At 50.5% G+C, this 13206-nt stretch carries 15 protein-coding genes; 3 read left to right on the forward strand and 12 right to left on the reverse strand.

The features are described 5' to 3' along the window. Positions 1 to 211 precede the first annotated feature (211 nt). The gene (locus MHI45_RS03070; RefSeq protein WP_076109539.1) at positions 212 to 943 is read left to right on the forward strand and encodes an alpha/beta hydrolase; all 732 of its coding nucleotides are present in this window, start codon (positions 212 to 214) and stop codon (positions 941 to 943) included. A 147-nt stretch (positions 944 to 1090) separates the two neighbouring features. On the opposite strand, the gene MHI45_RS03075 is transcribed toward MHI45_RS03070, so the two are convergent. After that, positions 1091 to 1555 carry a low molecular weight protein-tyrosine-phosphatase gene (locus tag MHI45_RS03075; protein ID WP_076109585.1) on the reverse strand — a complete coding sequence of 155 codons (465 nt, stop codon included), beginning with the start codon at positions 1553 to 1555 and terminating at the stop codon, positions 1091 to 1093. Positions 1556 to 1725: 170 nt separating this feature from the next. Between MHI45_RS03075 and MHI45_RS03080 the strand changes: the two genes are divergently transcribed. Beyond that, a complete protein-coding gene (locus MHI45_RS03080; protein WP_144024252.1) occupies positions 1726 to 2367 on the forward strand; it encodes a thiamine diphosphokinase in 642 nt (213 codons plus the stop codon). A gap of 282 nt (positions 2368 to 2649) precedes the next feature. Then, a complete protein-coding gene (locus tag MHI45_RS03085) occupies positions 2650 to 3159 on the forward strand; it encodes a C40 family peptidase (RefSeq protein WP_076109537.1) in 510 nt (169 codons plus the stop codon). Positions 3160 to 3300: 141 nt separating this feature from the next. Here MHI45_RS03085 and MHI45_RS03090 read toward each other — a convergent pair whose 3' ends face one another. The 11 genes from MHI45_RS03090 to MHI45_RS03140 form a co-directional block, all read right to left on the reverse strand. Beyond that, on the reverse strand, positions 3301 to 4050 hold the full coding sequence (locus tag MHI45_RS03090; protein ID WP_076109536.1) for a winged helix-turn-helix domain-containing protein: 750 nt from the start codon (positions 4048 to 4050) through the stop codon (positions 3301 to 3303). Between the two features lie 122 nt (positions 4051 to 4172). After that, on the reverse strand, positions 4173 to 4475 hold the full coding sequence (locus MHI45_RS03095; RefSeq protein WP_038592937.1) for a Dabb family protein: 303 nt from the start codon (positions 4473 to 4475) through the stop codon (positions 4173 to 4175). A gap of 18 nt (positions 4476 to 4493) precedes the next feature. Then, positions 4494 to 5564 carry a ThiF family adenylyltransferase gene (locus MHI45_RS03100; RefSeq protein ID WP_076109535.1) on the reverse strand — a complete coding sequence of 357 codons (1071 nt, stop codon included), beginning with the start codon at positions 5562 to 5564 and terminating at the stop codon, positions 4494 to 4496. An 81-nt stretch (positions 5565 to 5645) separates the two neighbouring features. After that, positions 5646 to 7199 (reverse strand): ABC-F family ATP-binding cassette domain-containing protein, encoded by a 1554-nt coding sequence (locus MHI45_RS03105; protein WP_076109534.1) that lies wholly within the window; start codon positions 7197 to 7199, stop codon positions 5646 to 5648. A gap of 144 nt (positions 7200 to 7343) precedes the next feature. Further along, the gene (locus MHI45_RS03110; RefSeq protein WP_076109533.1) at positions 7344 to 8849 is read right to left on the reverse strand and encodes a serine/threonine-protein kinase; all 1506 of its coding nucleotides are present in this window, start codon (positions 8847 to 8849) and stop codon (positions 7344 to 7346) included. A 171-nt stretch (positions 8850 to 9020) separates the two neighbouring features. Next, entirely contained in the window at positions 9021 to 10088 is a 1068-nt protein-coding gene (locus MHI45_RS03115; RefSeq protein WP_076109532.1) for an SAM-dependent methyltransferase, read from the reverse strand. A gap of 1 nt (position 10089) precedes the next feature. Next, complete coding sequence (locus MHI45_RS03120) at positions 10090 to 10866, reverse strand: ABC transporter ATP-binding protein (protein WP_038592948.1); 777 nt, start codon at positions 10864 to 10866, stop codon at positions 10090 to 10092. Beyond that, a complete protein-coding gene (locus MHI45_RS03125) occupies positions 10867 to 11199 on the reverse strand; it encodes a thioredoxin family protein (RefSeq protein ID WP_256718043.1) in 333 nt (110 codons plus the stop codon). Next, a complete protein-coding gene (locus MHI45_RS03130; RefSeq protein WP_076109583.1) occupies positions 11196 to 11537 on the reverse strand; it encodes a cyclic-phosphate processing receiver domain-containing protein in 342 nt (113 codons plus the stop codon). Before MHI45_RS03130 ends, MHI45_RS03125 begins: the two co-directional genes overlap by 4 nt. Then, on the reverse strand, positions 11537 to 12400 hold the full coding sequence (locus MHI45_RS03135; protein WP_076109531.1) for a deoxyribonuclease IV: 864 nt from the start codon (positions 12398 to 12400) through the stop codon (positions 11537 to 11539). Before MHI45_RS03135 ends, MHI45_RS03130 begins: the two co-directional genes overlap by 1 nt. Next, a complete protein-coding gene (locus tag MHI45_RS03140) occupies positions 12390 to 13205 on the reverse strand; it encodes an Fpg/Nei family DNA glycosylase (protein WP_038592956.1) in 816 nt (271 codons plus the stop codon). The genes MHI45_RS03135 and MHI45_RS03140 overlap by 11 nt, the downstream gene beginning before the upstream one ends. Position 13206 lies beyond the last annotated feature (1 nt).

Raw genomic sequence — 13206 nt, forward strand, 5'->3', positions numbered from 1 at the left:
TTATACACCTGTTTTATCTGTTTCGTCAAAGAAATACGCATAAAATTTATGTTTCCATAAATTTTGTATGTATAACAGGTTGATAAATATCCTATAACAGATTAGAGTTTTTTAAGCAAGTAAATGATTAATGCCACATTTACCGCTTGGGTAATTTTAACGCACCGCTACGTTTAATGCAAAATTCGACAAGAAAGGTGACGATTCAGCTATGAGCGAACCTGTTTTTCTGAAACGTACAATTGTTAAGCAAACATTATGGAGTGAATTTCTCCAGGAAGAACGCAGGCTGCGCATTTATCTCCCCCCCGGTTATAACGAAGTTCTCAGTTATCCGGTAGTGTACTGCCAGGATGGTGAGGAGTTCTTCAACTTCGGCCGCATCGCTACTCTTGCCGGGCAGCTGATTGTGGAAGAAGATGTGGAACCTTTCATTATTGTTGGCGTGGAAGTAAATGTCCCAGTGCGGACACAGGAGTACGCTCCCTTTGGCACCAGGTTCAAGCAATATCTGTCTTGCTTTGCCGAAGAGATTATTCCCTTCATTGAACATAATTATCCGGTTCGGCGCACCCCTGATGAGCGTATCATCGCCGGAGACTCCTTGGGCGGCAGTGTTTCTCTGCATTTGGCACTGGCATATCCCGGGCTTTTCACCCGTGTCCTTAGTCTTTCCGGTGCATATTATCCGGAGACACGTGAAATCATTGCGCAGGAAGAGGACCTCTCCTGGCTTACTATTAATATGGTAGTAGGACTGCAAGAAACTGAATACCAGACGGATACCGGAGTTTACGATTTCGTGCAGATGAACAGGGATACCAAGGCTTTGCTGGAATCGCGGGGCGCTACAGTATCCTACCGTGAAAAAGACGGGCGTCATCTCTGGGGATTTTGGCAAAAAGAGCTCCCAGAATCATTACTCTATTTCTTTAACTCATGAAACAGCTGAAATGGGCAAAATAGTGAACATACAGCGAACGTATGTATGTTTCCCAACTGTTTACGCTTTCAAATCATGACGGGCATTACGGTGCCCGTCCTTTTCTTGCAAGGACGGCAACCGATATTCTGGAATGTCGCGCCCTGTCTAGAGCTTCTCCGCAATAACCCGCTCCAGCAGTACATCGCAGCCGGCACTGATCAGATCATAGACCTGCTCGAAGTTACCGGTGAAATAAGGGTCTGGTACCTCACGCAGCTCTTCATCCGGCAGCAAATCCATGAAGAACAGCAGCTCCGCGTCCTTCCCCCCGGGAAGCTTGCGGACATTCTCCCCATTTGACTTGTCCATGCACACTATATATTGAAACTTTTCAAAATCACCGCTGCTAACCAGGCGAGCTGTCATATTCTCATAGCTGATTCCCCACTGATCGAGAATACGGCGGGTTCCTTCATGCGGTGCTTTGCCGATATGCCAGTCACCAGTACCGGCAGAATCCACCGAGATTCTATCGGATAGCTTGCGTTCACCAATTTTATGGCGGAGCACCGCTTCTGCCATAGGCGAGCGGCAAATATTGCCCAGACAAACGAATAACACACTTACGATTTCTCTCACCTCCTGCAATTGTTTCCTCAGTTATTTAATCTGCACATTTCATAAACGAAACGTACTCTATTCATTTTAGCGTTGTCCGCATCAATTGTACAACTTTTCAATCTGCATTATACTTGGTCAGGATGACAAACTATATAGCAGATTTAAAGGAGGGGATTGTATTGCCATCCAAACGTGTTGTTATTTTTGCCGGCGGTGAGCTGTCAGAGGAGTTTTTACTTCTATTAGATGAAGAAGATTTTATTATCGGTGCTGACCGTGGCGCCTTGTTTCTAATATCCCATGGGTATACACCCGACATTGCCGTTGGCGATTTCGACTCTGTCTCCCCAGAAGCACTGCAGCAGATTGAGGCAGGAAGCAAAAAAACCATCACCTGCGACCCTGTGGACAAGGATTTGACCGACAGCGAGATGGCGCTTGAACTTGCACTCAACACCCAGCCCGAGTCGATTCTGCTGATCGGTGTGACAGGCACGCGGATGGACCATACTCTGGCCGGGATCCAGATGATGACAAGAGCACTGCAGCGGCAGGTAAGCTGCTCTGTAATGGATACTCATAATTATATTACCCTGACCGGTTCGCAGGCGCTGGTGCATGAGCGGGGGTATACTTATGTCTCTTTACTCCCTCTGACTCCTGAAGTTACAGGGATCACACTTCAAGGTTTCCAATACCCGCTTACCGATGCCACGCTTAAGCTTGGCCAGTCTCTTGCCGTAAGCAACCGTCTGATAGAGGATCGCGGAACAGTTACTATTGAGAGCGGTCTGCTGCTGATTATTCAGAGTAAAGATTAATTTACATATGGATTCGGAGACATCGTTGTAACCTTTGTTTCAAAACAAAAAAGCCGGGATAACCCTTGTCACAAAAGGGTTTCCGGCTTTTTTCGTATCGAAATAACCGTCAAATATTAATATTTTGTAACTTTTAATGCGATTTTAATAAAACGCTTACAACCCATATCCAGCTTGGTTTTGAACCCTCTGTTCCATATTTTAGGGCATGTATAACCTGCTATACTACGAAACAGAGAAAGACGAATGAAAGATAGATACAAACCTGGGAGGTATTACAACATGAAAAAGCAACAATGGTTTAAGCAAGCAATCGTCGTAGGAATGTGCACCACAATTGGCCTGAGTACACTGATGGTTACAGGAGCCGGCACAGCACCCGTTGCTGCTGCATCCGTGACGTCGTCCTCTACTGGACAAAAGGTTGTTAATTTCGGCAAAAACTATCTGGGTACCCGTTATCAGTTCGGCGCATCCACTTCTACTACCAGATATTTTGACTGCTCTTCCTTTACCAAATACATTTTCGCCAAATATGGCGTCAATCTGCCGCGCACATCTGCAGCGCAATCGAAAGTCGGAACCTATGTCTCCAAAGCTAACCTTCGTGTAGGCGATCTGGTATTTTTCTCCAGCGGCAGCAGAGCTAACGGCAGAAATGTAACTCACGTAGCAGTATATGCAGGAAATGGCAAAATCCTTCACACTTATGGCTCACCGGGTGTAACTATTTCGGATTTGAACTCCGGAAACTGGAAAAGAACCTATCTTAAAGCCCGTCGCGTACTGTAGTTTTCTACAAGTGGAAACGGCTTCGCCGTCCTCAAAAGGACGGTATCCGTTTCAGCGAGAAATAGAAGGATAACTTAACGCGTGAAACATATAAATTCTTATCTTTTAAAATAGTTTTCAGCGCTTACCATGCACCGGAAGTCAGTCCGTCTCTACCCCTTCCGGTGCGCGCAATACATATCCGGTTCCACGTACGGTATGAATCAGCTTATTGCGATGGCCCTTGTCCACTTTCAACCGGATATGCCGGATGTAGACATCTACTACATTCGTATCCGCTTGAAAATGGTATCCCCAGACATGCTTTAGAATTTCGCCGCGGGGACAAATTTCCCCCAAATGCACGGCGAGGTAATACAGCAGATCAAATTCTTTGGGGGTCAGTGTAAGGGAATTCCCGTCCCGGCTAACCAGCCTGCGGCTGGGGTCCAGCACCAGTCCATCGACCTTAAGCCGTGTCTCATGGCCCCTCCGGTGTCCGGTGAGCCATAACAGATTCATTACCCTGCATTTGAACTCGCCTGCATGAAGCGGCTTCTTCAAGTATTCATTGCCGCCCGCCTCAAAAGCCGCAACTACCTCTCCTTCCGAATTGCCGCCGGATATGACTACTACTGGCAGAAACACGCCCCGTTCTCTAAGATCCGCAATAATTTCCCACCCCTCCCATCCTCCGGCATCGTACAGCTCCGTTAAGAGCAGTACGGGCTCCACTTTGGACAGCATTAAGCGAAGATCCTCAAGATCTTCGCTTAATGCTGTTTGCAGTCCGAGCTCATGCAGAGTGAGCTCAATGAATTGATGCTCCTCTTCTCTCCTGGTTCTGTCTTCCGCAGATTCTTTACTGCCAAGGACTGCCCCGGGCGCAAACCATACGACTACCTCATTCATGGACATCCCCGCCTCACTCATCGTTCGATAGCGGCCGCGCGGCCGCAGATATTCATTAGATTTCCCGCAAAGCAAAGAGACCATTCCTAAGAAATGGTCTCTTTGCTGACTTCTATAAACAATTATTTCACAAAATCAATCTCCTGAAAGCCCGCCACCTCAGTGTCCCAGCGTTCACGCACAAAAGCCTGATGACTGGGGTGATTATTATAGGCCTCGTAAGCCTCCTGATTATCGAACTCCATCGAGAAGCCAAAGTCATATTCACATTTGGCACTCACCTGGCGCAGCACCTCAAAATTGCGCACCACCGGAATAGCGCTGAGAATATCCTCTCCGGCTCTCAGAAATGCCGCTGTTTCCTCAGAATTTACCGGATGTTTTAACGTAAAGATTGCCATGTGACGGATCGTTCCATTGTTCATTCTATCCTCTCCCCTTCATTATCCGAAATACCGGTGATAAAAGCTGCGGGCTGCTGCAATATCACTGGTTCCATGAATCAAAGCTCGTCCATCAGTGAAAATGACCATGCGGTAAGGCCCATCCGTATAGGAGACAAGATAAGGATTGCTCTCTACCTTGCCGGCCCCCAGTCTGGACAGCCGGTCTGCCGTTTCCTGCAGATTCAGCTTCTGCCGCCGCGCCGGACGGATCTGCACGGTGTCCCGGCCACAGAGCACATCGCTCCGTTCCGTATTCGCCGCTGTCAGATAAGGATAAACCGGCTGGCTACCGCAAGACGGACAATCACTCTTCTTGGCAGCTTTGACACCGATCTCCTGATGTTCATTGCGCCACACATCAAAGGTCAGCAGCTTGTTGCGAAGCTGTTCCTTCCGTCCTCCGAGCAGCTTCAGCGCCTCTGCTGTAGCATTAGCAGTAACGAGCTGCACTGCCTGCGGCAGAATCCCCGCTGTATCACAGGTATCCCCACCCAGAGGTATAGTCCCCAGCAGGCAGTTCAGACATGGTGTTTCTCCAGGCAGAATCGTATAGGTAATACCATAGCTGCCTACGCAGCCCCCATAGATCCAGGGAATGCCGTACTTCATCGCCATATCATTTATAATTAACCGGGTATCAAAGTTATCAGTGCCATCCATAATGAGGTCCACGCCGGGAAGCAGGCTTTCCAGTTCTTCGGCACGCACATCCAGCACATGCGCTTCAACCTTAATTTCCGAATTGATGTTCTCCAGTCTGGCTTTGGCCGCTTCCGCTTTGGGCATACGCCCGATAGCGTCCTCCTCGGTGTACAGCTGCTGGCGCTGCAGATTGCTCCACTCCACATAATCACGGTCGGCAAGAATCAGGCGTCCCACTCCGCAGCGCGCCAGTGTCTCGGCAATCCCCGTGCCAAGCGCTCCAGCTCCAACAATAAGTACACTGGAACGTGCTAGCCCCTGCTGCCCCTCTATCCCGAAAGGTGTAAAGCGTACCTGGCGTGAATATCGTCCATCCCGGCCTGAAGAATGGACAGCAGACTCTTTTTCATGTTCATTATGGCTCATCCCAGAAACAGCCCCCCCCCATATTTAAAAGCCGGGAAACAGCACCAATAACATTGCTCTTCCCCGGACTTTGAAATTCAACTATACAGATTGCGCCGACCACTGCTCAACATCCCAAGTCTTTGTCACCCAATCTTCGTAGAAATCAGGTTCATGAGATACGAGCAGAATGGTACCTTTGTATTCCTGCAGGGCACGCTTCAGCTCTGCTTTGGCGACGATATCAAGGTGATTTGTAGGCTCGTCGAATAAAATCCAATTGCTTTCGCGCATCATCAGCTTACATATACGCACCTTCGCCTGTTCCCCACCGCTCAACATGCTCAGCGGACGGGTAATATGCTCATTTTTCAATCCGCAACGGGCCAGATGGGCGCGCACTTCATGCTGGTTAAGACTGGAAAATTCATTCCAGACATCATCAATCGGTGTAATGTTAGCAGCCTTAACCTCCTGCTGGAAGTAGGCGGAACTCAGGAAATCGCCCAAGTAAGTTTTTCCGCTGTATGCGGGAATCACGCCGAGAATCGTCTTCAGCAGAGTGGATTTACCTACACCGTTGCAGCCGACAATTGCAATCTTTTCCCCGCGTTCAATCGTCATATTCAGCTTTGGCAGCAGCGGACGGTCGTAGCCGATCTCGAAGTCGATGCCTTCGAATACAGTCTTGCCGCTGGCCCGGCTCTCCTTGAACGAAAACGTCGGCTTGGCCGCTTCTTCTGGACGTTCAATCCGTTCCAGACGGTCGAGCTGCTTCTCACGGCTCTTCGCCCGTCCCGAGGTGGAAGCACGAGCCTTGTTTCGCTGAATGAAATCCTCTTGCTTCTTAATGAACTCCTGCTGCTTCTCATAAGCATCAATATGCTGGTTCTTGTTCATGTCAGCCATATCAAGGAATTGCTCATAGTTGGCCGTATAGCGGGTCAGCTTGGCAAATTCAAGATGGTATACGACATTAACGACCTTGTTCATAAATTCTGTATCATGGGAAATCAGCAAAAAGGCATAAGGATACTGCTTCAGGTAGTTGGTAAGCCAGTCAATATGCTCTACGTCCAGATAGTTGGTAGGCTCATCGAGCAGCAGCACATTCGGTTTCTCCAGCAGCAGCTTGGCCAGCAGCACCTTAGTCCGCTGTCCCCCGCTGAGCGAAGCGACATCACGGTCCAGGCCAATCGCCGTCAATCCCAGTCCGTTGCCCATTTCCTCAACCTTCACATCAATCAAATAGAAGTCTCCGATATCCAGCTGTTCCTGGATTTCACCCATCTGTTCCAGCAGCAGTTCCAGCTCTTCCGGAGAGGCATCGCCCATTTTCTCGGTAATCGCCATCATATCATTCTCCAGCTCAAGCAGCGGCAGGAAAGCATCCTTCAGCACATCGCGCACGGTTTTACCCGGCGTAAGATTGGTATGTTGATCCAGATAGCCATAACGCACCTTGGGAGTCCATTCCACTCTCCCGCTATCCTTCAGCAAAGTTCCGGTCAAAATATTCATCAGCGTCGATTTGCCGACGCCATTCGCCCCCACCAGTCCAACATGCTCTCCGTCGAGCAGCCGGAAATTCACATTCTTGAAGAGCTGCCGGTCTCCGAAGTTGTGGGAAACGTCTTCTACAGTAAGTAAACTCATAAATTCTCCGTAAGCTCCTATCTATATTTAAAAATAAGCAGTATTCTGTCAATACATACAACGACTATTTTAGCACAAGTAAGCGCCAGCCTGAAATAGGAATTTAACTGAATGAAAGATCTATTGCAATATAATTCCATTCATTTATGTTTTTTTCTGAAAGAAACCATAGCGTTTTTCAGAATTCTTCTTCTTCACGCTTTCACTTAGCAGTTCATCCAGAACCTCCAGCAGCTTCCCTTTCCGTTGAAAAGGATCCTGCTGGAGCGGCAAACTGTATACCCTCCCAATACAAAGCGCCGATTCCAGCAGCAGCGCTGCAGATTTCCCAGCAAACGGCAGACAAATCCGCCACTGCGGCTGTGGTGCAAGCCCGCTGCGGCGCAGCCAGTGAAGAGTATCTTCCAGTCTCCATTCGGCTCCCGATGTAATCAGCATCGGAACATCGCTGGCCGTGAACGCCTCAAATGCACCCTCATATCCGCCTGTTCCAAGGTCAAGTACTACAAACTGATATCCCCTCTCCAGTATTTCTGTCATATTCCCATGTTCTGGACGCTGCCAGAAATGCAGCTCTTTCCATTCCAGAGGAAGAACTTTACTGGTGGGGAATCCCCCGGCCACCGGAAAATCAAACAGGCTGCGGATACGATCATAAACGGATGAATCCGGGCTGAAATCCACCCAGGCCGTCATCCCCCACCTGGAAAGGCTGCTGGCCACTGCCAGAGAAGTATGTGTCGTGCCGAGGCCCGAAGCTGTCCCGAGCAGCGCCACAATGGTTATTTTCCGTTTCGTCTCCGGGCCGGAAACCCGCATCTCCCGGAATGTGTAATTCTCAGCCGCTGCTTCAATCGGCTCCAGCGCACGTAGCACCTCCTCAGCGCTTTGATATCTTTCTTCGGGATGATGGCGCAGCAAACGTCTGATGACAGGAATCAGTTTATCCGGAATTACCCGGCGCAGCTTGGCCTCCATGCCCGGTTGCCAGCGGCTGTATTGACCGGCAGAAGCCATATACAATATTAGCGCTCCCAAACCATAGAGGTCCGAGAAAGGCCCGCTCTGTCCGCTGCCGTATTGTTCCGGGGCGGCGAAGCCGACAGTCCCCAGCTTCTCGGTATCTTCACCTGCACCGCTTCTGTAGCTGCGGGCAATGCCAAAATCAATCAGCATCAGCGAATTCGTCCCGGTCAGCATAATATTAGAGGGCTTCAAATCACGGTAAATAATCGGCGGTTGATGCCCGTGCAAATAACATAATACCTCCAGCAGCTGTTTGACATAGCTGATCAGCCGTTCAGCCTGCATCGGTACAGGATGCCCGGCCATATATTGGCTAAGGTTCACCCCTTCGATATAATCCATAACCAGATAACAATACCCTTCTTCATCCGGAGGGTAGAAGTCGGCAACTCTCGGGAATAGCTTGTGGTTCAGCGAGATGAGCAGATCTGCTTCCGCCAGAACGGATCCGTAATTCCCTTCGCCTTCAAAGCACATGCTTTCCTTCACGGCCCAGCGTTTACCCGCCAGCCGTATATCCTCCGCCAGATATACATAACTCATTCCGCCCGTACCGATTAAAGCAGTAATTTGGTACCTGTCTCCAAGAACCTGCCCCACAGCAAGCTTCGATTCGTAATTCATCCTCATTTCCTCCTTATCCCTAGCCGGATACAAATACAAAAAAGAGGGAGAGCCACCGTTATACAAGCTTAACCCGGCGATTCGCCGGAAGCGTAGATAACGGGATGCTTTCCCTCTAAAAACTAAACTATTTATAGAATGAACTAATGCTGTTACCTAACAAAGATTCACTTAATACTTGATCATATACAGTGTAATCTCGTCACGGTTATGAAACAGCTGCTTCGCCCGCTGAATCTGCATCCGTTCACCTTCAAACATACTGATAATTTCCTTAATCATCGCCAGTGGCTTCTTATGCATTAGCTTCACTGTAACAACCGCTGTTCCACCCGGCGTGAGACTATGCAGCAGCCCCGTAACCAGCTTCGCCATCAGCTTGGGGCTCCAGCTCATATCACAGACCAGCAGATCAAACTCGTTCTCGCGGAATTTCACTTCACCCGCATTTTTGCGCAGAATCTTCAGCCCTGGCTGATTGCGCAGCGATTCATGCATCAGTGCCGGGTCAACGGCCGTCACCTTGAGGCCGCGCTCCAGCAGGAATGATGTCCAGCCGCCCGGAGAAGCGCCAATATCAACCGCATTGCGAAAGCTGGAGAACGGAATGGCAAATTCCTTCTCCGCTTCCATCAGCTTAAACTTCGCCCGTGAAATTTGCCCATCCTCCTTGCGGAAACGGATCATTCCGCCGTTCCAGCTGGACAGGTTGTCCTCAGGCCGGGATACTCCGGCATACAGCGCCTCTCCGTCTGCATATACAGATATAACCCACGCAGGCTCCTGTACGGTGAATTCCGCACCCAGACTCACGAGCTGCTCCTGCAGCCATTCCCGAAGCTCGCCGGGGCTGTCCTGCCAGAAGGAGCTTCCGCCTTTGCGCACATGCAGCGAAACCTTCTCGCCTTCCAATTCTTTGCGCCGGCTCAGATAGGCAACCAGCCGTTCCAGGGCAGACGGGTTGCCCTGATCCTGGAACTGCACGGGCTGAATATGCCGCAGAAAGATCGGCAGGTTCTGCGCCAGCAGGCTGGATACCTCTTCCGGCTCCGCTTCCAGTGTCGCCAAGAAGATCTCACCCGGCAGCAGCAGCGTACTCTTCACCGCGCCGAACAGGCGGCGGAGTTCTTCCTGGGCATAAGGTGCAAAGCCGTGATTGGCGGTGCAGATATAACGTGAAAGGGTCTTTTCTTCCGGAGCAGCTGTCTGCTCACCGTTCTCTTGTATACTATCGTTCAAATCATTTGCCTCCAGGTCTGATTTTAATCCAGGGACGACCGCTATCCCATTCAACTTCTACGGGAATATCAAAAGTAGCCAAGATCATTTCTTTGGTTAATACTTCTTCTTTGGGACCGGAGCCTGCCAGCTTCCCGTCACGGATCAGCGCCACATGGGTAAAGAGCGGCACAATCTCTTCCACATGATGTGTAACGTAAACTACGGATACATCACGCTGCTTCAGCTTGTCGATCTCGGCGAGCATTTTCTCCCGCTCGTAAAGATCAAGGCCGGCGCAGGGCTCATCCATAATCAGCAGCTTCGGTTCGGCCATTAGGCAGCGGGCCAGCATCGCCTTTTTGCGTTCTCCTTGAGACAAGGTGCCAAATGGATGATAGGCCATGTCTCCGAGATTCATCTCTTCAAGCAGCCTTTTCGCCTGATCCTGAACAGATTGTGGAATCGCCTGATAAAATCGCAGATAAGCATAAGCACCGGTAGCTACCACTTCCCACACGGGGTCGGTAAGCGACAGCTTTTCCATCAGCGACGGGCCGATATATCCAATTTCCTTGCGCACTTCCCGCAGATCGCACTGGCCGTATTTATAGCCCAGAACCTCAACGGATCCGCTGCTTGGAAATAAATAACCAGTCATCATCTCCAGAATCGTTGTTTTACCGGAACCGTTCCGTCCAAGAATAACCCAGTTTTCGCCTTGCTTCATTTCCAGCGACACATCATCAAGAATCTGGCTTTGCTCCCGTCTAAGGGTAAGATGTTGTAAAGATATCATTTATGAGGTCACTCTCCTTATGTATTCCAGCACTTGTTCTACAGAACCCATTGCATAATGAATCTCCGGTTCAGAGCAGCGGTCCGCCGGGACCACCAGCAGTGCAGGGACACTTGAAATACGGTAGAGGTTCACGAGCTCCGGAAGCATGTTCACATTCCCGCCAGCCATTATCAAATCCCGGGGCAGCAGATGAGCCGCTACCTCCAGCATCCGCCGGGCAGCCTTACAGGTCCCGCAAAGCGGGGTATACAGAAAAACAGCAAGCGGCTCACGCCTCTGCTCCAGCAAACCCAGCAGCTCGGATTGATTCATTTCAGTAATTTCAGTCATACGCATCCCGCTCCTGCAGTAATTTCCATTAGCTTCTCAGCTGTGATCGGGCCATGATGCAGTACGCTTCCCTCAGGTCTTGCAGCATACAACAGCTCATACATCTCTTTGCGGCCAGCTGCACTTGAGGTATGCAGATAGATCTCCCGGGGATACAAGCCCTCCAGCACGATTCGCCTGGCCACTTCAGCCCCTTTGTAATCTTCCGGCCCCATGTCATAATCCAGCGACAGGATACCGACCTCGCATTCACGCAAGAGCAGCAGACATTCTTCCGTTGTCCGGGCCAGCGTGAAGCCGGTAGGCAGCTTCCTTAGATCATCCATATAAATATTTATCACGGTCTGTCCTCCGCTTCATACCAGTCCAGCACGGCAGCAATCTCCTGGCGGTGGGTACCGTCCGGCCCCTTTCCGGTTTCCAAGGCGACTGCCAGATGACGGAAATGCTCTGAGGTCAGCAGCCTCCGCAGATTCTCTGCACCAATATGGCCTTGTCCGATCGGCGCGTGCCTGTCCCGGCGCAGCCCATAGGGATAAAGGGAATCATTCAGATGTACGGCAACGAGATGCGGCCAGTAATTCAGCGCAGCCCCCCGTTCCAGCAGTTCCTCCGTATGCTGCGGATTCCAGATCCCAGATGCAAAAGCATGACAGGTATCAAAACAAAATCCGATCTTCTCCGGAAAGCGGCTAAGCTCGCGTACCTTAACCAGCTCTTCCAGCGTCATGCCTTCATTGCCATGATTCCCAGCCTGATTCTCAATCAGCAGTTTGGTCCGGCCATTCCAGGCGACCAGCGTGTCATTCATACATTGTATAATATTTTGATAGCCTTGTAACGGCTCTATTCCGGCAAAATGTCCGAAATGCACGACTATCCCCAGCGAACCGCAGGCCTCCGCGATTTCCAGATCATTCAGCAGCGACGCCACCATGATCTCCCGGGAAGCCGCACCTTTGGTACCGGCCGCCATATTCGTCGGGTAAGGAGTATGCGCGATAGACACGATTCCCTTCTCCCTGCAGAAGGCAGCGCAGTCCGCGGCATCCCGCCTGTCCACCGGCTTCAGCTTCAGACTGCGCGGATTCTTCGGAAAATATTGAAAACATGCCGCACCGCTCTCCCAGGCGAACCGGGCCGCACGCCCGTATCCGCCGCGAATGCTGACATGAGCCCCGATTTTGGGGCTATTCTTCATGCTGGCAATCCGGGCAATAGAATACTTTGCGCCCGGATTGCTCCGTCTTAATTATCGTTCCCCCGCCGCGCAGGCATGGTTCGCCTTCCCGGTCATATACCTTGCACTGGTCATTGTAAGAGCCGGTAACTGTATCGCCGGCCATAAACGGCATCTCCATATAGCCGCCGATTTCCGTTGCCTCCGTCAGTACCTTGCGGATACTGTCGTACAAGCGTGTAATCGCCTCAGGCGATAGATTCTGAACCAATACCGAGGGCAGCAGCCTTGCCTCAAAAGCAATTTCATCGGCGTAGCAGTTGCCGATGCCAGCCATAACCTGCTGGTTCACGAGCAGGCTCTTAAGTGCGCCGCGGCGTCCCTTCAGCAGTCCTGCGAAACGCTCCGCGGTCATTCTGCGGTCCAGAAGCTCAGGGCCCAGCTTACCCATTGCCGCTTCGCTTTCCTTAACCGACAACAGATGAAGGTATCCGAGCCGAAGACCCATAAAGTAAAGGATGTGCTCGCCGAAGGCCAATTCCACCTGTGTACTGCGATCCGGACGTTCTTCCTCTGTTCCATAGTAAAGCAATCCGCCGAGCATTAAATGCAGCAGCAGCCTGCGGCCATCGTGAAGGTGGAACAGAATATGCTTGGCACGTCGTTCTACAAACACAATGCGCGCACCTACCAGTGCGTTGACAAAGGCTTCAGTGTCCATATTTATTGTTTTTTCTCTATTCACAGTTACACCCGTAATTGGAACATTTATAAGATGCTGGCTAAGCAGCTTTCGGTAATTCTCCATTTCCGGCAGTTCCGGCATA

The organism is Paenibacillus sp. FSL H3-0321 (genome assembly GCF_038002865.1).
Classification (GTDB): domain Bacteria; phylum Bacillota; class Bacilli; order Paenibacillales; family Paenibacillaceae; genus Paenibacillus_AQ.